At 66.8% G+C, this 19,695-nt stretch carries 15 protein-coding genes; 9 read left to right on the top strand and 6 right to left on the bottom strand.

All coding sequences use genetic code 11. The features are described 5' to 3' along the window. Window positions 1–13: 13 nt before the first annotated feature. Window positions 14–304: a hypothetical protein gene (locus VJ673_RS24455; RefSeq protein ID WP_324128797.1), complete on the top strand. Its 291-nt coding sequence runs from the start codon at window positions 14–16 to the stop codon at window positions 302–304. Window position 305: 1 nt separating this feature from the next. Here the strand turns inward: VJ673_RS24455 and VJ673_RS24450 are convergent, their stop codons facing one another. Beyond that, window positions 306–1,145 carry an SIR2 family NAD-dependent protein deacylase gene (locus VJ673_RS24450; RefSeq protein ID WP_324128796.1) on the bottom strand — a complete coding sequence of 280 codons (840 nt, stop codon included), beginning with the start codon at window positions 1,143–1,145 and terminating at the stop codon, window positions 306–308. Between the two features lie 32 nt (window positions 1,146–1,177). Beyond that, the gene (locus VJ673_RS24445) at window positions 1,178–2,365 is read right to left on the bottom strand and encodes an alpha-hydroxy acid oxidase (RefSeq protein ID WP_324128795.1); all 1,188 of its coding nucleotides are present in this window, start codon (window positions 2,363–2,365) and stop codon (window positions 1,178–1,180) included. Between the two features lie 170 nt (window positions 2,366–2,535). Here VJ673_RS24445 and VJ673_RS24440 point away from each other — a divergent pair, with 170 nt between their 5' ends. Further along, window positions 2,536–2,958, top strand: coding sequence for a CBS domain-containing protein (locus VJ673_RS24440; protein WP_324128794.1), 423 nt, complete (start codon window positions 2,536–2,538; stop codon window positions 2,956–2,958). Here the strand turns inward: VJ673_RS24440 and VJ673_RS24435 are convergent, their stop codons facing one another. Continuing rightward, complete coding sequence (locus tag VJ673_RS24435) at window positions 2,959–3,879, bottom strand: YihY/virulence factor BrkB family protein (RefSeq protein ID WP_324128793.1); 921 nt, start codon at window positions 3,877–3,879, stop codon at window positions 2,959–2,961. 133 nt (window positions 3,880–4,012) lie between these two features. Here VJ673_RS24435 and VJ673_RS24430 point away from each other — a divergent pair, with 133 nt between their 5' ends. Both VJ673_RS24430 and VJ673_RS24425 read left to right on the top strand, forming a co-directional pair. After that, entirely contained in the window at window positions 4,013–4,873 is an 861-nt protein-coding gene (locus VJ673_RS24430; protein ID WP_324128792.1) for a Dyp-type peroxidase, read from the top strand. Window positions 4,874–4,913: 40 nt separating this feature from the next. Beyond that, a complete protein-coding gene (locus VJ673_RS24425; RefSeq protein ID WP_324128791.1) occupies window positions 4,914–5,936 on the top strand; it encodes an AI-2E family transporter in 1,023 nt (340 codons plus the stop codon). A 48-nt stretch (window positions 5,937–5,984) separates the two neighbouring features. Here VJ673_RS24425 and VJ673_RS24420 read toward each other — a convergent pair whose 3' ends face one another. Both VJ673_RS24420 and VJ673_RS24415 read right to left on the bottom strand, forming a co-directional pair. Further along, on the bottom strand, window positions 5,985–7,409 hold the full coding sequence (locus VJ673_RS24420) for a hypothetical protein (RefSeq protein WP_324128790.1): 1,425 nt from the start codon (window positions 7,407–7,409) through the stop codon (window positions 5,985–5,987). A 148-nt stretch (window positions 7,410–7,557) separates the two neighbouring features. Then, window positions 7,558–8,166: a TetR/AcrR family transcriptional regulator gene (locus VJ673_RS24415; RefSeq protein WP_324128789.1), complete on the bottom strand. Its 609-nt coding sequence runs from the start codon at window positions 8,164–8,166 to the stop codon at window positions 7,558–7,560. A 162-nt stretch (window positions 8,167–8,328) separates the two neighbouring features. Here VJ673_RS24415 and VJ673_RS24410 point away from each other — a divergent pair, with 162 nt between their 5' ends. From VJ673_RS24410 to VJ673_RS24395, 4 genes are all read left to right on the top strand, one after another. Then, on the top strand, window positions 8,329–9,537 hold the full coding sequence (locus tag VJ673_RS24410) for an efflux RND transporter periplasmic adaptor subunit (protein WP_324128788.1): 1,209 nt from the start codon (window positions 8,329–8,331) through the stop codon (window positions 9,535–9,537). Between the two features lie 10 nt (window positions 9,538–9,547). Continuing rightward, window positions 9,548–12,712 (top strand): efflux RND transporter permease subunit, encoded by a 3,165-nt coding sequence (locus VJ673_RS24405; protein ID WP_324128787.1) that lies wholly within the window; start codon window positions 9,548–9,550, stop codon window positions 12,710–12,712. Next, entirely contained in the window at window positions 12,712–14,118 is a 1,407-nt protein-coding gene (adeC, locus tag VJ673_RS24400; RefSeq protein ID WP_324128786.1) for an AdeC/AdeK/OprM family multidrug efflux complex outer membrane factor, read from the top strand. Before VJ673_RS24405 ends, adeC begins: the two co-directional genes overlap by 1 nt. A gap of 279 nt (window positions 14,119–14,397) precedes the next feature. Then, on the top strand, window positions 14,398–15,570 hold the full coding sequence (locus VJ673_RS24395) for a DesA family fatty acid desaturase (protein ID WP_414635689.1): 1,173 nt from the start codon (window positions 14,398–14,400) through the stop codon (window positions 15,568–15,570). Window positions 15,571–15,610: 40 nt separating this feature from the next. Here VJ673_RS24395 and VJ673_RS24390 read toward each other — a convergent pair whose 3' ends face one another. Continuing rightward, window positions 15,611–16,882, bottom strand: a complete 1,272-nt coding sequence (locus VJ673_RS24390; RefSeq protein WP_324128784.1) for an ABC transporter substrate-binding protein — start codon at window positions 16,880–16,882, stop codon at window positions 15,611–15,613. Window positions 16,883–17,003: 121 nt separating this feature from the next. Between VJ673_RS24390 and VJ673_RS24385 the strand changes: the two genes are divergently transcribed. After that, complete coding sequence (locus VJ673_RS24385; RefSeq protein WP_324128783.1) at window positions 17,004–19,556, top strand: hybrid sensor histidine kinase/response regulator; 2,553 nt, start codon at window positions 17,004–17,006, stop codon at window positions 19,554–19,556. Window positions 19,557–19,695: the final 139 nt, after the last annotated feature.

Here is a 19,695-nt window from a genome sequence, read left to right as displayed (position 1 = left end):
AGGGAGATTAATCATGAGACTCCTGCTTCTTGCCGCGGTGGCGGCAGCCTTGTCGTCGTCGGCGCTGGCTGACGCACGTGTGCAGACTCGGGACGGACGGGCCTGCTGGATCAACGACCGCGCCGTCGTCTATGGCTGCGAACCGGCGTCGAGTTCCGGCCACGCTGTAGACGTGCAAAGCGGCCAGGTCTATACGCCGGTCGGACCGGGCTACGTTGGCCAGGATGGCCGCTACTACGCGCCCGTCGGCCCGAACGCAATCATCGACTCCCGGACCGGCCAAGTCGTGTCGATCGCTCGCTAGCTCAGGCTTCCAGAAAACCGTTCGCGGTCAGCACGGCCGCGATACCGCGCATCGCCTCGGCGCCCGTCATCGGCAGCGACACGCCGCGCTCACTCGAGGTCTTTGCCTCGGTGGTGTTGATCCGGACCAGCGGAGCGTTCTGCCGCTCGCCGAAGAAGCGCACCGACGGGACCGCCGTCCCGGCACCGATCTCGATCACGAGGATGCGCTCGACCTTGCGGCGCCAGGCGGCGAAGCGGACTTCCTGCTCACGCGTCCGGTCCTCGATCCATTCCCAGTCGCCGAACATCAGGATGTTCGGCCGCGCCAGTCCGCGGCAGCGCGGGCAGCGCGGCATTTCGTTCGTGAGCCGGCAGGCGTCTTCATCGACCTCGGGCGCGAAGCCGTCTGCCGGCCAGATCGCGTTCGTGCAGCCGGTCATGCACTGCAAGTGGTGGATGGGGCCGTGGCATTCGAGGATGCGCAAGGGATCAAAACCGGCTTTCTGGAACTGGCCGTCGACGTTACTCGTGAAGACGAAGGCCCCTGCCGGCACGCGGTGCACGATCGCCTGCAGGATCGCGAAAGTCGGGCCGGGCTGCGTCTCGCGGTATAGTTTCAGCCGATGGCCGTAGAAGCCCCAAGCGAGATCGGGATGCTGCCGGAACGCATCCGGGCAGGCGATCTCCTGGAAATCCATCCGTGCACGCCCGAGCGCCGGATAAGCCCTCCACAACCCTTGGCTACCGCGGAAATCCGGTAGCCCCGAATCCACGCCCAACCCCGCGCCGGCCGTGATAAGGAGACCGTCCGCCTGTTCGATCAAAGAAGCTGCGCGGATGAAACGCTCGTCCAAGGGCATTCCGGCTCCCGATAGCCCGGCCGTGCCGCGGGTCAGAGACAGCAGGCCGGCGCGCACACGAGTTCCGCGCCAACCTCGCCGAGCACCGGACAGCCGAGCAGGCCCAAGGTGCGGTCGATCTCGCTACGCAGGATCTCCAGCGCCCGCCGCACGCCGGGTTTGCCTCCTGCCGCGAGGCCATACAAGGTGGCCCGACCCGACATTGCCGCATCGGCGCCCAGGGCCCGCGCCTTGACGAAATCACTGCCGCGGCGCAGCCCGCTATCGACGATGACCGTCATCTCCGACCCCACCGCTTCGCGGATCTGCGGCAGCACCTCGATCGGCGCGGGACAACCGTCGAGCTGCCGCCCGCCGTGGTTCGTGACGACGATGCCATCGACGCCCATCTCGCGGGCGCGCAAGGCGTCGGACGGCAACAGGATGCCCTTGACGATCAGCTTGCGCGGCCACAGATCGCGCAGCCACTGCACATCCCCCCAGTTGAGCGAAGGGTCCATCTGCTTCGACAGGAAGGTCGCGGCGTTGCGCGCACTGTCCTGGCCCGGCGGCAGGAAATCGCCGAGATTTCTGAAGCGCGGCATGCCGTGCGGCACGAGCACGTCGAACACCCAGCGCGGCGACATCGCCACGTGCAACAGGTTGGCGGCGTCGAGCTTCATCGGCGCCCGGTAATTGCGGCGATCCCATTCGCGGTTGCCGAAGAGCGCAACGTCGGTCGTCAGCACGATCGCCTCCGAACCCGCACGCTCGGCACGCTTCACGATCTTCGCGATGTTGTCGCGATCCTTGAACGGATAGATCTGCATCCAGTGGCGCACGCCCGTCGCGGCGAGGCGTTCGAGCTCGACCGTCGACACCATGCTCTGGCACATCGGGATGCCCGCCTCGCGCGCCGCCTCCGCAAGCATCAGGTCGCCTTCGTGCGACAGCAGCCCATTGAAGCCCGTCGGCGCGATCACCATCGGCATTTCGATGCGCGAACCGAAGAGCTCGCAGCCGAGATCGCGCACCGACACGTCCACCAGCGTGCGCGGCAACAGGGTGACGGCATCGTAGCTGCTGCGATTGCGCCGCAGCGTGAGCTCGTCGTCCGCACCGCCTTCGAGGTATTCGAAGCAGAAGTTCGGCACGCGCGCCGCCGCCATCGCCCGCAGTTCGGCAATGTTCTGGGCGCGGCGCAGATCATTGCCGCGGTAGAGTTTGCGCCTCGCGATCATGCAGTAAGCCCCCTTCGCACTGGGCGCCGATCATGACATGGCATTTCACGCTTGCCCAGCTCGTGATTGGGGTCGAATTCTCGAAGAGCAGGAAGAATTTGTCACAATCACCTGCTAGGCTGAAGCTTCACAGGGAGGGCTTGGGGGAGCCAAGGCAAGAGAGGATCACCATGACCAATCGCTTCATTTCCGACATTGTCCAGAATCAGGACCCGCTGATGTTGCCGCCGGATGCGAGCGTGAAGCTCGCTTGCGAACGGATGTGCGACCGTCACGTCGGTGCGGTGCTGGTCGCCGATCGTACCCGGCATCTTGTCGGCATCTTCACCGGACGCGACGCCGTCCGGATGCTCGGCAACGGGGTCGACGCCGCCCACACCAAGCTCGACGACGTCATGACTCACAAGCCGGTGACGATTCCACCCGACGCGCATGCGATCGACGCCCTGCGTCTGATGAACGACGGCGGTTTCCGCCACCTGCCCGTCGTGCGTAACGGCAAGGTGCACGCGATCGTCGCGCGGGCGGATTTCGAGGGTCTCGAACTGGACCGCTTCGAAGAAGAGACCACCCTATGGGAGCACATCGCCTGATCAGGAATCCTGCATCAGCTCCCGATGCACGCGTACGGCCGTGATGCGCGGGCGTACCGGGCGTCCTCGCGCTTCCAGATGCGCACGCGTGAAGGCGGCGCCGAGGAGCAGGATCAGCGACGAGTAGTTGACCCACATCAGCAGCAACACCAGCGAACCGGCCGCGCCATACGTTGACGCGGTCGCGGTCGTCGACAGATAACGCGCGATCAGCAATCGGCCGAACGCAAAGAGCAGCGCGGTCACGAACGCCCCCACGCGTACATCGTGCCAACGCAGCATCACATCCGGCAGCACGCGGAAGATGGTCCCGAACAGCAGCGTCACGACGAACAGGGATACCGTCCAGTCGAGCACCACGAGCAAGTACGGCGGAACGGGCACCCAGTCCCGCGCAAACACCACCAGCGCCTGCACCGCCACGCTCAGCAGCAGCGACACGAGCAGCACGAAGCCGATCGCCAGCACCACCGTCAGCGAGAGCAGTCTCCCCTTCACATAGAGCATCACGCTGCTGCGCGTCGGCTGCGGCGCCACACCCCAGATCGCGTTCAGCGCGTTCTGCATCTGCGCGAACACGGTCGTCGCACCGAACAGCAGCGCGCCGAACCCCGCCAGCGACGGCAGGATGCCACTGCGCTCGATGCGGCTGCCCTCGACCGCCGTCTGGACGGCCGCCGCAGCCTCCGGCCCGATCACCGCCTGCAGCCGCTCGGCGATCTGACCCTGCGCGGCGGATTCCCCCAGCACCAGGCCGACGATCGTCACCGCGACGATCACCACCGGCGCGATCGAGAACACGGTGAAGAAGGCCAGCGCCGCGGCGTGCACGAACACCTGCGCGTCCAGCCACAGGCGGACGGTCGCCTTGACCACATCGACCCAGAATTTCCACGAGTTCCGCAACGCTGCAACCGGCATCGTCCAACGCCTCCCGCCCTGCCCGCAATAGGCCGCACACATCGGCACCTTAGCCTGCCCATCCCCAAGCATGCAATCCGCGTGCCCCTCGAATAGAATCCGCCCAGTGCGCAATCCATTCCAAGGAGCAGACATGAGTCAGTACCAAGCGGGCATCCTCGAAGCAGTGCCGGCCCACGCACAGCACCTGTTCTTCGCACTGGAATCGGCCGCGGACCTGCCGGCGGCGATTGACCGCCTGACGAACCTCGTCGAAGGCACGAGCACGGTCGTCGGGCTCGGCGAATCGCTCGTGCAAGCCCTCGGGCGCGAGGTCGCGGCCCTGCGCGTCTTCCCTGCGCTGAGTGGCAAGGGCGTCGACATCCCCTCCTCCCAACACGCGCTCTGGTGCTGGCTGCGCGGGGACGACCGCGGCGAACTGCTGCACCGCAGCCGCCGCCTCGAAGCGGCCCTCGCGCCTGCACTGCGCCTCGTGCAAAAGACCGACGCCTTCCGTTACGACGGCGGTCGCGACCTGACCGGTTACGAAGACGGCACCGAGAACCCCGACGGCGACGACGCAGTCGCCGCGGCCGTCGTCGCCGAAGGTATGGAGGCCGGCAGCAGCTTCGTCGCCATCCAGCACTGGGTGCACGACCTCGACGGCTTCGACGCGCTGCAGCCCGACGAGCGCGACAACATCATGGGCCGCCGCCGCAGCGACAACGAGGAACTCGACGACGCGCCCGAGTCCGCGCACGTCAAACGCACCGCGCAGGAGAGCTTCACACCCGAAGCCTTCGTGCTGCGCCGTTCGATGCCCTGGTCGGACGGAACCCAGGCGGGGCTCCTCTTCGTCGCCTTCGGCCACAGCCTGGACGCCTTCGAAGCCCAATTGCGCCGCATGGCCGGACTTGAGGACGGGATCGTCGACGGCCTGTTCCGCTTCACGCGGCCGACGACCGGCGGTTACTACTGGTGCCCGCCGCTGCGAGACGGCCGTCTCGGCCTGTGACGGCGGACTCGCCCCGCGCTGGTGTATCGTTGACCCCGCCATGAACGCACCCATTCCGACTTTGACCGAACGCCGCTGCCTCCTTGCCGCATGGATACTGGCCGGCCTCTCCCTCGTGCTGGTGCTGGAGCTTCATCTCCTGCCCGCGCTGCTCACCGGCCTGCTGGTCCATGAACTGGTCCATCTGCTCGCTCCCAGCCTGCAGAAGTCCTTCTCCAACCGGCGCGGCAAGACGGCGGCCCTCGTGCTGGTCGTGGGACTGGCGGTGATGATCGTCGCGGCGATCGGCATCGGAACGGTCGCCTTCTTCCGCGGCGATACCGGCAGCCTCGCCGGGCTGCTGAACCGAATGGCGGTCATCATCGAAGGCATACGGGAATCGGTGCCCCCCTGGGTCGTCGATCACATTCCCAATGGCGTCAGCGCGATTCGCGAATTGATCACCGGCTGGCTGCGCGAACATGCGACCGAAGTGGGCAATCTTGGCAAGGAAGCCGGGCGCGTCATCGCCCACGTGCTGATCGGCCTGATCATCGGCGCGATCATTTCGCTGCACGAGCTGCAGGCCGGGCGCGAGTACGCGCCGCTGGCGAGGGCTCTGGGGGAACGGGCCCACCGGCTCGCGAGCTCATTCCGGCGCGTCGTCTTCGCGCAGGTGAAGATTTCGGCGCTCAACGCAATCTTCACCGCGCTCTATCTGGCGGTCGCGCTGCCGCTCTTCGGCGCGCACCTACCCCTCGTCAAGACCATGATCGCGGTGACCTTCGTCGTCGGCCTGCTGCCGATCATCGGCAACCTGATTTCGAATACCGTGATCGTCGTCGTCAGCCTCGCGCATTCCCCCGAGATCGCGGTGGCGTCGCTGGCTTTCCTGATCAGCATCCACAAGCTCGAATACTTCCTCAACGCCCGCATCGTAGGCAGCGAGATCCGCGCCCGCGCGTGGGAGCTGCTGCTCGCGATGCTGGTGATGGAGTCCGCCTTCGGCCTGCCCGGCGTCATCGCGGCGCCGATCTTCTACGCCTATCTCAAGGACGAACTGCGCTCGCGCGGACTCGTCTGAACAGCCGCGGCGGCCGGCGCAACCGGCCTTCCGCCGCGGCCCGGTCGATCAGCGGGGAGCCCGCATCATCAGGAGCTGGCCACCCTCGACCAGCTCGGCGTCGAGCGGCACGCCATTGACGCTGTTGTAGTGCGCCTGCACGTCGAGCAGGAAGTAGCGGAAGAGATCCGTGTCGTAGCCCGGAACGCCCGCGAACAGCCCGCTGACTTCGATGATCCCCGACGACTCCTCGTCCGACTGCTTCGCATCGGTCCCGTCGATATCGGCCGGGGCGCCGGCGATGAAGCGGGCCGCGTCATGCTCGGCGACCAGCGTCAGCGCACCGCTCGCCGGCTCGTACTTCCAGATCTTGCCCAGGTGCGGGTTGTTGCCGACGTCCTCCTGCAGCCAGAGGTTGCCCGCGCCGTCGACGGTCATGTTGTCCATCATCTGCTGACCGCTCACGGCACCATTGATGAGCACGCGGATCTCGCCGCCGCGCTCGGGCGCCGTGATGTCGTCGAAGGTCAGGCTCCACAGCCGGCTGTTGCCGTTGAACTGATCGGTCGTGACGAAGTAGAAGCGGTTCGGGTTCTGCGTATCCCACGCGCCGTCCTCGACGCGGTTGAGGCCCGTGCCGCCGGCTTTGACGAGGCTGAAGCGCGCGACGAAATCGTTCGCGATCGTCGCCTCGGTCGCAGCCGCGCCCGCCAGCACCTCATACCTTGTGCCGCCCGTGAGCCCCGCCATCGCGATCGGAGAGCCGCTGTCCTTCTTTTCACCGACATAGAAATAGACTTTGCTGCCCAGGCGCGCGCCGTCATCCATCCCGGCGACGACCGTCTTGTCCTGTTCGAACGGGCTCGCGATCAGGTTCTCCCACGCGGCCTTGCCCAGCGCCGCCACCTCGTAGGACGTGCCGTGGTCACGCCCCGCGGCGAGGTGCGCAAAGGCTCGCCCTGCGCCATCGACCTCTTCGCCGCTCATGAAGATGCGGCCTTCGCTGAAGCCCTTGCCGCTCTGGCTATTGAAGAAGGCGCTACGGGCCGGCAAGTCGGCCGAACAGAGGCGGTTGATCGCCGGGTCGTTCGAGGTGGCAAGCACCTGCCGCTGGATCAGGTCCTCCCCATTGAGTACCGCCAGGTCGCTCTTGCGAATCTGCCACGTGGACACGAAAGCGCCCTTCGCCCCGTGGGCGCGCGGCACGCCGAGCGTGTTGCGCAGCTCGTGGTTCATCAGCACGGTGATCGTGCCGTCGCCATTGTCGTAGGCCCCCAGGCCGTCCGGAATGCCGACCATGCGGTAGCTTTCGTTGCCCTTGTGCTTCTTCTTGACCGTGTCGCCGACAGTCAGGATGGACGTGAATTCCACGCCGCCGGCAATCGGCGTCAGATAGGGGCTCTGGCTGCTGCTGGGCCCTTGCGCGGCATGGCCGGCTGCGGACATGCCGGCGATCGCGGCAGCGACGAACAACACCGTCAGTTTGCGTTGCATGCTTGATCCTCCGGGAGAGCGCCGCGGAGGCGGCGCCGGGTCTGTGGGATGTTGCCCGGGCAGCACATCCTTCACCCGGCGCGGACACAGGCTACCGGCGCGATATTGCGGCCACTTTACCGTCCGGCAGATCGAGACATACGAGGCGTCAGGACGGCTGTTCGAGGAGATCGCGCACCGCGCGCTGGAATAGGCGCATCACCGTCGCCTTGTCGATTTCCGGATTGCGGATCGCGCGGCACATCAGCCCCTCGAACATCGCAGCGAGCACCTCGACCATCGCAGCGAGAGTGGCGTCATCGTCCTTGTGGCCGGTCGCCTGGCGCATGTGGCGCAAGGTCAGGCACAGGCTCTCGCGGCAGGCGACGTCCGCGTCGTGCACGATCTTCGCAACGCGCGGATTACGAGAAGCCTCCGCGACGATTTCGAGGTTCAGTCCCGCGTAATGCGGCTCGAGATTGTCCTCCACGCCCGTCGTCACGCACTCCAGCATCGCCTCCTTGAGGTTGCACGCGGATCTCATTTCCGCCGTCAGTGTCAACAAATGCTCAAGGTCGCGTGCGACGATGGCAGCGATGATCGCCTCCTTGTTCTCGAAGTAGTGGTAGATATGACCGGCGCTCATCCCTGCAGCCTTCGATATCTGCGAGATGCTTGCGCCGTGAAAGCCGTGAGACCGGAAACAGTCGGCCGCGGCGGACAGGATCTGTTCGCGGCGCGCTTCCGCGCGAGGCTGATCGACATGTTCTGCAGACATTGAAGCTATCTCCAAAGGAACGCAACGCGTCCTCACTTTCTGTTGCACTGCGAGGGAGCCTAACATAGAATGAGCGTTCAATCTAGAATGATCATTCTACCTTCGACACAGGCCGCGCCCATAAGACGTGCCGTCCGTGCCGACCCCAACTCGAGGCGATTTATGCAGATCCCCACCCTGCCCTCCAGAACGCTGGCCCTCTCGATCGCAAGCGCGCTGATCCTCGCCGCCTGCAGTGGCGACAAGCAAGCGGCGAACGCACAGGGCGCCGGTGGCCCGCCCCCCGCTCCGGCCGTCACTGTCGTCACCGTCCAGACCGAAGCCGTGCCGATGATGGCCGAGCTGCCCGGCCGCACGGCACCCTGGCTGATTGCCGAAGTCCGTCCGCAAGTGACCGGCCTCGTCAAGCAACGCGATTTCGTCGAGGGCAGCGAGGTGAAGGCCGGTCAGGTGCTGTACCAGATCGACCCGGCGACCTATCAGGCCGCCTACGACAGCGCCAAGGCGGCACTCGCACGCGCCGAAGCGAACCTCTACGCGGCGAAGATCAAGGCCGAACGCTACGCCGAGCTGGTGCAGATCGAGGCCGTCAGCAAGCAGGCCAACGACGACGCGGCCGCCGCGCTGAAGCAGGCGCAGGCGGACGTCGCGGGCGCCAAGGCCGCGGTCGACAAGGCGAAGGTCGATCTCGATTTCACGCGCGTCACCGCTCCGATCGCCGGCCGCATCGGCCGCTCCACCGTCACGCCGGGCGCACTCGTCACCGCGAATCAGGCCGCAGCCCTCGTGACCGTGCAGAAACTCGATCCGATCTACGTGGATGTCACACAGTCGAGCGCCGACCTGCTGCGCATGCGCGCCGACCTCGCTGCCGGCAAACTCAAGCGCACTGCGGGCGATACGGTTCCGGTCAAACTCGTGCTCGAGGACGGTTCGCAATACGGCGCCGAAGGCAAGCTCGCCTTCTCCGACGTCACCGTCGACCAGGGGACCGGCAGCGTGACCTTGCGCGCCGTCTTCCCTAACCCGAAGGGCGAACTCCTGCCCGGCATGTACGTGCGGGCGCGCCTCGCGCAAGGCGTGAACGCCGACGCCGTGCTCGTGCCGCACGCGGCGCTGAGTCGCGACCCGCGGGGCAACGCGCAGGTGATGGTCGTGAACGGCGAAGGCAAGGTCGAAGCCCGCACCGTCACGGCCGACCAGTCGCAAGGCGACAAATGGGTCGTCACGGCGGGCCTCGCGAGCGGCGAGCGCGTGATCGTCGAAGGCCTGCAGCGCGTGCGCCCGGGCGCCGCGGTCCAGGCGCAGGAAGCGGGAGCTCCGACCACGAACGCCACCAGCGGCGCCCAGCCTGCCCAGGCAAAGAACTGAGGAGGCGACCATGGCCCGTTTCTTCATCGATCGCCCCATCTTCGCGTGGGTCATCGCGATCGTCATCATGCTCGCCGGCGCGCTGTCGATCCTCAAGCTGCCGGTGTCCCAGTACCCGTCGATCGCGCCCCCGGCAGTCGCCATTAACGCGCGTTACCCCGGCGCGTCCGCGAAGGCAGTCGAGGACTCCGTCACGCAGGTCATCGAACAGAAGATGACCGGCCTCGACGGCCTGCTCTACATGGGATCGTCGAGCGACTCCTTCGGCAACGCCACGGTGACGCTGACCTTCAACGCCGGCACCAACCCCGACATCGCCCAGGTGCAGGTGCAGAACAAGCTGCAGCTCGCGCTGCCGCTGCTGCCGCAAGCCGTGCAGCAGCAAGGGGTTCAGGTCGCGAAGTCGGCGCGCAACTTCCTGATGGTGGTGGGCTTCGTCAACGACGGCGGCCAGCAAAGCGCGACCGACCTATCGGACTTCCTCGTCTCCAGCGTGCAGGACCCGCTGTCGCGCGTGCCCGGCGTCGGCGAAGTGACCGTGTTCGGCGCGCAGTACGCGATGCGGATCTGGCTCGATCCGGCGAAGTTGACCAACTTCCACCTCACGCCTTCGGACGTGCGCAACGCGATCCTGGCGCAGAACACGCAGGTGTCGGCCGGCCAGCTCGGCGGCACCCCGTCGCTACCGGGTCAGGGCTTCACCGCCAACATCACGGCCCAAAGCCGGCTGAAAAGCGTCGACGAATTCCAGGCGATCCTGCTCCGCACCTCGGCGCAGGGCGGCGAAGTCCGCCTCGGCGACGTCGCCCGTATCGAGATCGGCGCTGAGAACTACGGCACCGTCGCGCGCTACAACGGACAGCCCGCAGCCGGCATCGGCGTCAAGCTCGCGGCCGGCTCCAATGCGATTGCGACGGCAAGCGCCGTGCGCGCGAAGCTCGACGAAATGCAGCGCTTCTTCCCGCCCGGCGTGAAGGTCGTCGTCCCCTACGACACCACGCCCTTCGTGAAGATCTCGATCGAGGAAGTCGTCAAGACCCTGATCGAGGCGATCGCGCTGGTCTTCCTCGTGATGTTCCTCTTCCTGCAGAACATCCGCGCGACGCTGATCCCGACGATCGCCGTGCCGGTCGTGCTGCTCGGCACCTTCGGCGTGATGGCCGCGGCCGGCTTCTCGATCAACACGCTGACGATGTTCGGCGTGGTGCTCGCGATCGGCCTGCTGGTCGATGACGCGATCGTCGTCGTCGAGAACGTCGAACGCGTGATGACCGAGGAAGGCCTGTCGCCCAAGGCGGCAACGAAGAAGTCGATGGGGCAGATCACCGGCGCACTGGTCGGCATCGGCCTCGTGCTCGCCGCGGTGTTCGTGCCGATGGCCTTCTTCGGCGGCTCGACGGGCGTGATCTACCGCCAGTTCTCGATCACGATCGTCTCGGCGATGGCGCTCTCGGTGCTGGTCGCGATCGTCTTCACGCCCGCGCTATGCGCAACGATGCTCAAGCCCGTGCAGAAGGGTCACGAGCATGGCGAGGGCGGCCTGTTCGGCGGCTTCTTCCACTGGTTTAACACGATGTTCACGCGCAACACGCAGCGCTATGAATCGGCCGTCGGCCGCATCGTCCATCGCAGCGTGCGCTTCCTCGCGATCTACGTCGCGATCATCGCGGTGCTGGGCCTGCTCTTCCTGCGCCTGCCAACCTCCTTCCTGCCGGAAGAGGACCAGGGCTTCATGTTCAACCAGGTCATGCTGCCGGCTGGCGCGACGCAGGAGCGCACGCTCGAAGTGCTGAAGAAGGTCGAGCAGCACTTCATGGAGACCGAGAAGGACACGGTGAAGTCCCTCTTCACGGTCGCCGGCTTCAGCTTTGGCGGCAGCGGGCAGAACATGGGCATCGGCTTCGTCAACCTCAAGCCGTGGGACGAACGCAAGGGGCCGGGCATGAACGTCAAGGCGGTCGCCGGCCGCGCGATGGGCGCCTTCTCGCAGATCCGCGAAGCGATGGTGTTCGCCTTCGTGCCGCCCGCCGTCGTGGAGCTCGGCACCTCGAACGGCTTCGACGTCCAGCTGCAGGACCGCTCGGGCCTCGGCCACGACGCGCTGGTCGCCGCACGCAACCAGTTCCTCGGCATGGCCGCGCAGGACAAGCGTCTCGTCGGCGTGCGTCCGAACGGCCAGGAAGACATGCCCGAGTACCAGCTCGACATCGACCACGCAAAGGCCTCCGCGCTCGGCGTGTCGGTCGCCGACATCAACGACACGCTGTCGACGGCTTGGGGCGGCGCCTACATCAACGACTTCCTTGATCGCGGGCGCATCAAGAAGGTCTATCTGCAGGCCGACGCGAACGCGCGCATGAAGCCCGAGGACCTCGAAAAGTGGTACGCGCGCAACAGCCAAGGCCAGATGGTGCCGTTCTCCGCCTTCACGCACGCGAAGTGGACCTACGGTTCGCCGCGCCTGGAGCGCTACAACGGCCAGCCGTCGATCGAAGTGCTCGGCCAGGCGGCGCCGGGCCTGTCTTCGGGTGAAGCGATGGCGGCCGTCGAAGAAATCATCGCCAAGCTGCCTCCCGGCATCGGCTATGAATGGACCGGCACCTCATACGAGGAACGCCGCAGCGGTGCGCAGGCGCCGGCGCTCTATGCACTGTCGCTGCTCGTCGTGTTCCTGTGCCTGGCAGCGTTGTACGAGAGCTGGTCGGTGCCTTTCGCGGTCATGATGGTCGTGCCGCTCGGCGTGCTCGGCGCCCTGCTCGCGGCGACGGGCCGCGGCATGTCGAACGACGTGTATTTCCAGGTCGGCCTGCTCGCGACCATCGGGCTGTCATCGAAGAACGCGATCCTGATCGTCGAGTTCGCGAAGGCACAGATGGAAGAAGGCAAGGACCTCGTCACGGCGACCCTCGAAGCCGTGCGCATGCGGCTGCGTCCGATCCTGATGACCTCGCTCGCCTTCGGCCTCGGCGTGCTGCCGCTCGCGATCTCGACCGGCGCGGGCTCCGGCAGCCAGAACGCGATCGGCACCGGCGTGCTCGGCGGCACCATCGCCGCGACGGCGCTGGGCATCTTCTTCGTGCCGCTCTTCTACGTCGTGATCAAGCGCATCTTCAAGGACAAACCCGCGCAGGATGAGGGAGACCTCCCCGCGCCCGCTGCCCAGGAGGCCAGCTGATGACTTCGCTCCGTACCCTCACGGTCGCCCTGGCCGCGACGCTGGCCGGCGCCTGCACGCTGATCCCGGACTACCTGCGCCCGGCCGCACCGGTGCCGGCCGCCTTCCCCGATGCCGCAACGACGGCGCCGGTCGCCAACGCCCCCGCGGCGGGCGCGATTGCCTGGCGCGACTACTTCGCCGATTCGCGGCTGCGTGAGCTGATCGACCTCGCGCTGCAGAACAACCGCGACCTACGTGTCGCCGCCCTCAACATCGAGAAGGCGCGCGCCCAATACGGCATCCAGCGCGCAGATCTCTTCCCGTCGATCGGCGCCAGCGCAGGCGAGACCGCGCAACGCCTACCCGGTGACCTGAGCCGCAGCGGCGAGCCCACGACCTCGCGTCAGTTCAGCGCGACGGTCGGCTTCTCGGCCTACGAGCTCGACTTCTTCGGCCGCATCCGCAGCCTCAATGAGCAGGCGCTGGAGCAATATCTCGGCACCGAAGAGGCGCGGCGCAGCGCCCAGATCAGCCTCGTCGCCGAAGTCGCCACCGACTGGCTGCGGCTCGCCGCGGACCGCGACCGTCTCGCGCTTGCCCGCAGCACGCTTGGCACGCGACAGAAATCGCTCGACCTGACGCAGCGCAGCTTCGACGTCGGGGCGACCTCGGCGCTCGACCTGCGCCAGGCGCAGACGTTGTTCGAAAGCGCACGCGCCGACGTCGCCCGCTACACCGCCCTCGTCGCCCAAGACCAGAACGCGCTGGCCCTCGTCGTCGGCGCACCGCTGCCGCCGCAGCTGATGCCGGATGCGCTCGCAGACACAGTCGCCACCGTCGCAGAACTCCCTGCCGGCGTGCCGTCGGAAGTGCTGACCCGCCGCCCCGACGTGCTGCAGGCCGAACGCCAGCTGCGCGCCGCGAACGCCAACATCGGCGCCGCCCGCGCCGCCTTCTTCCCGCGCATCACGCTGACGGCATCCGCTGGCACCGCCAGCAGCACGCTCGACGGCCTGTTCCAGTCGGGCTCGGGCAGCTGGAGCTTCATCCCGCAGATCACGCTGCCGATCTTCGAGGCCGGCCGCCTGAACGCCAGCCTGGACGTGGCGAAGGTGCAACGCGACATCAACGTCGCGCAGTACGAAAAGGCCATCCAGTCCGCCTTCCGCGAAGTCGCCGACGCGCTCGCCGACCGTGCGACGCTGACCGAGCAGCTCGACGCGCGGCGCAAGCTCGTCGCGGCGACCGAAGAGAGCTTTCGGCTGTCGGAAGCCCGCTACAAGGCCGGCATCGACAGCTACCTCGGCCTGCTCGACGCGCAGCGCAACCTCTACAGCGCGCAGCTCGACCTGATCAGCGTCCGCCAGTCCGACGCCGCCAACCGCGTCACCCTCTACCGGGCGCTCGGCGGCGGCTGGCAGTAATCGTCCGACGCCGGCGGCATCGGCGTCGCATCCCGAAGCGCGAGAATCGACGCCACTGGCGCCTGTTCTCGCGCTTTTTTTCAGCGCCTCCGAACCGCCACAGCGCACGCCGTGCCGTTCCATTTGAACCGGGCGCCCCGCCAACACTCCAACGTGGCACGGCTCGTCCCTGGCTAAGTAGGGCCCGTCGATTGCATGCACGTTCGATCCGACGGGGATGCCCGGCCCCGAAAGCTTGACGACGGTCTTCCTCCCGGGCTACCTGACCAAGGATTGCGCATGGAACTCCTCGATCTCCCCTGGTGGGCTCTCGTACTGGTGCCGCTGGGACTGACCCATATCACCATCGCGGCGGTTACGATTTTTCTGCACCGGCACCAGGCGCACCGCGCCTTGAGCCTGCATCCCATCGTCAGCCACTTCTTCCGCTTCTGGCTGTGGCTCACCACCGGCATGGTCACCAAGGGATGGGTCGCGGTCCACCGCAAACACCACGCGAAGTGCGAGACGCAGGAAGACCCGCACAGCCCCCGGACCTTCGGCATCCGGACGGTCCTGTTACGTGGTGCCGAGCTGTACCGGGTGGAGGCGACGAACGCAGAGACGCTGGAGAAGTACGGTGTCGGCACGCCGGACGACTGGCTGGAGCGGCACCTCTATGGGAAGCGTCCGATGCTGGGCATCGCCATCCTGCTAGTGAGCGAACTGGCCCTCTTCGGCCCCATCGGCCTCACGATATGGGCCGTGCAGATGCTGTGGATTCCGCTGCTGGCCGCGGGCGTGATCAACGGGATCGGCCACTACTGGGGCTACCGCAGCTTCGCGACGCGCGACGCCTCGCGCAACATCCTGCCCTGGGGCATCCTGATCGGCGGCGAGGAATTGCACAACAACCACCACGCCTACAGCACCTCGGCCCGGCTTTCCAACCGCTGGTGGGAGTTCGACATCGGCTGGGCATACATCCGGTCGATGGAGATCGTGCGTCTCGCCAAGGTCCATCGCGTCGCCCCCAAGCTCCGCTTCGTCGCCGGCAAGGCGGCCTGCGACGTCCAGACCGTTCAGGCCGTGATCATGCACCGCTTCGACGTGCTCGCCCGCTTCGCGAAAACGCTGCGTCGCACCGCCGAAGCCGAACTGCGGCAGCTGCGGCTAAGCGACGGACGCGAATCCCGCTACGCGACGATGAAGAGGGCGGTGAAGCACTCCCTGCACATGCCGAGCGGAGAACTGCCGCCGCTCGAGCGCGAAGCCCTCGACCGCGCCTTGCTCTCCAGCCCCGTGCTTCAGACGATCTGCAGGATGCGTCAGGATCTCATGAGCCTGTGGGAGCGGTCTTCGGCCTCGAAGGAACAGCTGGTGAGCCAGTTGGAGGCGTGGTGCCAGCGCGCCGAAGCGAGTGGCATCGGCGCGCTCGGCGACTTCTCCAGAAAGCTCCGCTGTTACGGCTGATGGCGATCGGCGCTGCCGCCCTGCGCCGACCATCCGCCGTTCAGTGCTTGATCAACGGGCAGTCGCTCTCCGCCAGCGGCTTGAAGGCCTGCTCCGCGGGGATGGTCCTCAGGATGCGCAGGTAGTCCCACGGTTCCTTCACCTCGCCGGGCTTCTTCACCTCCAGCAAGTAGGTGTCGTGGACCATGCGACCGTCCTCGCGTAGGCGGGCGTTGCGCACAATCGGATCGCGGATCGGCAGTTCGCGCATCTTCGCGACGACGGTCGCTCCCTTGTCACTGCCGCTCGCGGCCACCGCCTTGAAGTAATGGGTGAGCGCGGAGTAGACACCCGCCTGGAGGTCGTTGGGCATCGCACCGGTACGCGCGTAAAAGCGTTCCGACCATGCGCGCGTCTCGGGATCGCGGTTCCAGTAGAACGAATGGGCGAGCTTGAGTCCCTGGGCGAGCTGCGGCTTCACCATGTGGACGTCGTTGAGCGTTGTCGCGACCGCCGCGAGCACCGTTCGGCCCTTGCTCACGCGTAGCAGGTCGTAGCTCTGGCGTACGGCGCGGATCAGGTCTTCGCCCGCATTGATCAGCGCGATGCCGTCCGCCCCCGACTCGGCGGCCTGGCGCAGGCGCCCGAAGAGTTGTTCTTCGCCGAGACGGTGACGCACCGTGCCGATGACTTCGCCGCCCGACGAGCGGATCACCTTCGCAAGATCGCCTTCGACGTTCGCCCCGAAGGCGTTGTCGACGCTGACGAAATACCATGAGTGGGCACCCGCACGCGTCAGTTCGCGGCCGATTGCCGTGGTGAAGGCGTAGCCGTCATACATCCAGTGGATCCCCGTAGGGGCGCAGCGCGCGCCGGTGATCGCCGACGTCATCACGCCGTTGTAGAACACGACGGCCCCCCGAGTGCGGTTGAGCTCCTGCACCGCCAGGGCGATCGGCGAACCGACCACGTCCGCGATGACGTCCACGCCCTCCTCGTCCAGCCAGCGGCGCGCGATATTCGTAGCGCGGTCGACATCGTTGGCGTGGTCGGCGACGAGCAGCCGGATCGGCTTGCCGGCGACCTTGCCCCCGACATCCTCGATCGCCATCTGCGCGGCCGCCTCCGATCCGCTGCCGGCGAGGTGCGCATAGATCGACTTCATGTCGAGCAGCAGACCGACGCGGATTTCGTCATCGGAAATTGCGGCACGCGTCGCGCCGGAAGCCAGAAAACCGGTGAGCCCCAACGCAAGCGCGGCAAGGCCCCGACGCCACGGGCTGCCCCGCTGAGCACTATGTCCGGGAAATTGACGGTGGCTGCTATTGTCCATCGATGCGTGTTGAGTGGAAAATGCCGAGGATCATAAGAGCGCCGCGGTCGGGCCACAAGCAAAGCCCGCACGGCCGAGAGGGGGAGTTTTGGTGACGGTCCAATCGAGGGTGGCTCGGCGCTTGCCCTTCATCATATATGCGATCGCAGTGCTCGCGGGCCTCGCACTGACGATCGGGTTTGCCCGTTTCAACACCCTGCACGAAGAATTCCTCGCCGCCAACTTCGATGCCGTACATGGCGCCCGCACCCTGCTCAAGGCCCGTTATTTTCTCGGACAGGCGGAGGAACGCCTCGAGCTCGCGCAGGAGGCCGCGAAGCGGCGCCTGCAACTGGATCACGCCGACGAAGAGCTCGCCCTCGCGGGAGACTACGCTGCCGAGGGCCAGGACGACGACCCGGCCACGCGTCGCGCCCTCGTGACCCGCATCGCTTCGATCCGCAGCGCGCTCGCCGCCATCGACGACACGACCCCCGCCGCGCAGGTCGCCAAGGTCTACGCTTCCGTGCACCTGCTGTCGTCGGATTTCGAGGCAGCGGAGCTCGACCGCTGGGGCATGTTGTCGTCGCTCAACGCCGAGCTTGCGCTACGCATGAACCGCATGCGCCAGTTCCTGTTCGCCATCGTCGGCGGTTTCGTCCTCCTCATGGCGATGCTGGGCTGGGCCCTGCTCCACGCGCGGCGCGCCGCGGCCGATCTGAAACGCGCCAAGGACGAACTGGAGGCGGTCCAGCAGACGACGCTCGACGCCGCGGCGGTCGGCATCGCCTACGTGAGCTCGAGCAACCCTGCCAACCGGCGCATTCTGCGCGCGAACGAGCAGATGGCGGCGATCTTCGGCTATCCGACGGCCGAGCTCATCGGTCTCAAGACGTCCGCGCTGTTCCCCAGCTCCGACAGTCAGCACCATCTCCACCACCACGTGCTGCCCCGCCTCGCTGCGGGCAAAGTCTTGCGCGCCGAAACGCAGATGCGGCGCCGTGACGGCGAGGTGTTCTGGTGCGCCCTGTCGGGCAAGGCGGTCGACCCCGACAATCTCAGCCGGGGCGTGGTATGGACCTTCGAGGACATCGGCGAGCGCAAGGCCGCCGAGGCCGAATTGCGTGTCGCACGCGAACGCGCGGAAGCGGCGAACCGGGCGAAGAGCGAGTTCCTCGCCAACATGAGCCACGAGATCCGAACACCGTTCACGGGCATCCTCGGCGTGCTGGACCTGCTGCGCCACACCGCCCTGACGGACAAGCAGAGCGACTACGTGCGCCTTGCCCACGACAGCGCGAGCCAGCTGCTGGGCATCGTCAACGACATCCTCGACATTTCCCGCATCGAGGCCGGCAAGCTCGTGATCCGGCCCGAAGGCTTTGCCCCGCGTGCGCTGTTCGACGACATCGCACAGGTCCACGCCACGGCCGCCGCGCGCAAGAATCTCTCCTTCGAGCCGTCGTGCGAGGGCGACATTCCGCTGCTGGTCCACGGCGACCCCGTGCGGCTGCGTCAGGTCGTGGACAACCTGCTGAGCAACGCGGTGAAGTTCACGGCGAGCGGCGGCATTCAGCTCAACGTCTGCTGGCAGGACCGGGGCGAGGGCCGTGGCCGTTTGCGGGTCGAAGTGCGCGACAGCGGCATCGGCATTCCGCCCGAACTCCAGGACAGGATCTTCGAGAAGTTCACGCAGGCCGACTCGTCGACGACGCGCCTCTTCGGCGGCAGCGGCCTCGGTCTGACCATCTGCCGCCAGCTGGTGGGCATGATGGGCGGCGAACTCGGGCTGGAAAGCGCTCCGGGCCAAGGCAGCCTCTTCTGGTTTGAGTTGCCGCTGGATGGCGCGAGCGCAGCCCCTTCCGGCGAAGCGGTTCCGCTTGCCTCGATCGCCAGGGTGCGGCTCGCAGGCGTACGCGTCCTGCTCGTCGACGACGTCGATATCAGCCAGATCGTGCTCGGCGAGTACCTGCGCGCCGCAGGCTGCGAAGTCCGGTCGGCTTGCAACGGCGAAGAGGCGATCACGCTGCTACAGGAGTGGTTGCCCGACCTCGTCCTGATGGACTGCCAGATGCCCGGCACCGACGGCTACGAAGCGACGCGGCGCATCCGCCTGCTCGAAGGGACGACGAAACGCACGCCGATCATCGCCCTGACCGCGTTCGCGATGAGCGGCGACCGCGACAAGTGCCTCGCGGCCGGGATGGACGACTACCTGTCGAAACCCGTCGACCGCAACACGTTGCTCGACAAGCTGGTCGAATGGCTGCCCGGCGGCAAGGAGAAGGCCAAGGGCTCGCCCGCAGGCGGCTTCGTCGGCCGCATCCTCCTCGTCGACGACGACCCGAGCATCCGCGAAGCGAGCCGCGGACTCCTCGAATCGCTGGGATGCGAAGTCCGCCTCGCGGCCTCCGGCCAGGAAGCGCTGGCGGTCGGCGCGGCCGACTCCGATCTTGACTTGGTGCTGATGGACTGCCGGATGCCGGGAATGGACGGCTGGACGACGAGCCGGGCGTGGCGCGAACGCGAACGCGCGCTCGGCCTGGCACCCACCGCGATCATCGCCCTCACCGCCGGCGAACGCGACGAAAGCGCGGATATGTGCCACGCGGCCGGCATGGACGACTTCCTCGGCAAGCCCTTTTCCCCCGCCCAGCTGAGCGGCTTGCTGTCGCGCTGGCTGGAGAAGGTCTGAGGGCGCAGACAGCTATTCCTTTGGTGAGATCGGCACGGCCCGCCGCTCGCCGAACGCCGCCGGATAAAACCATGATTGACTCATGGTCTATACGCCGAGATACTGCGCGGAATGCATGTTTGATTCCCATTCTTCATGG

Source organism: Aromatoleum sp. (assembly GCF_035254505.1).
Lineage (GTDB): Bacteria > Pseudomonadota > Gammaproteobacteria > Burkholderiales > Rhodocyclaceae > Aromatoleum.
Note: the sequence above shows the minus strand (reverse complement) of the source record. Positions and strands in the feature narration are given on the sequence as shown.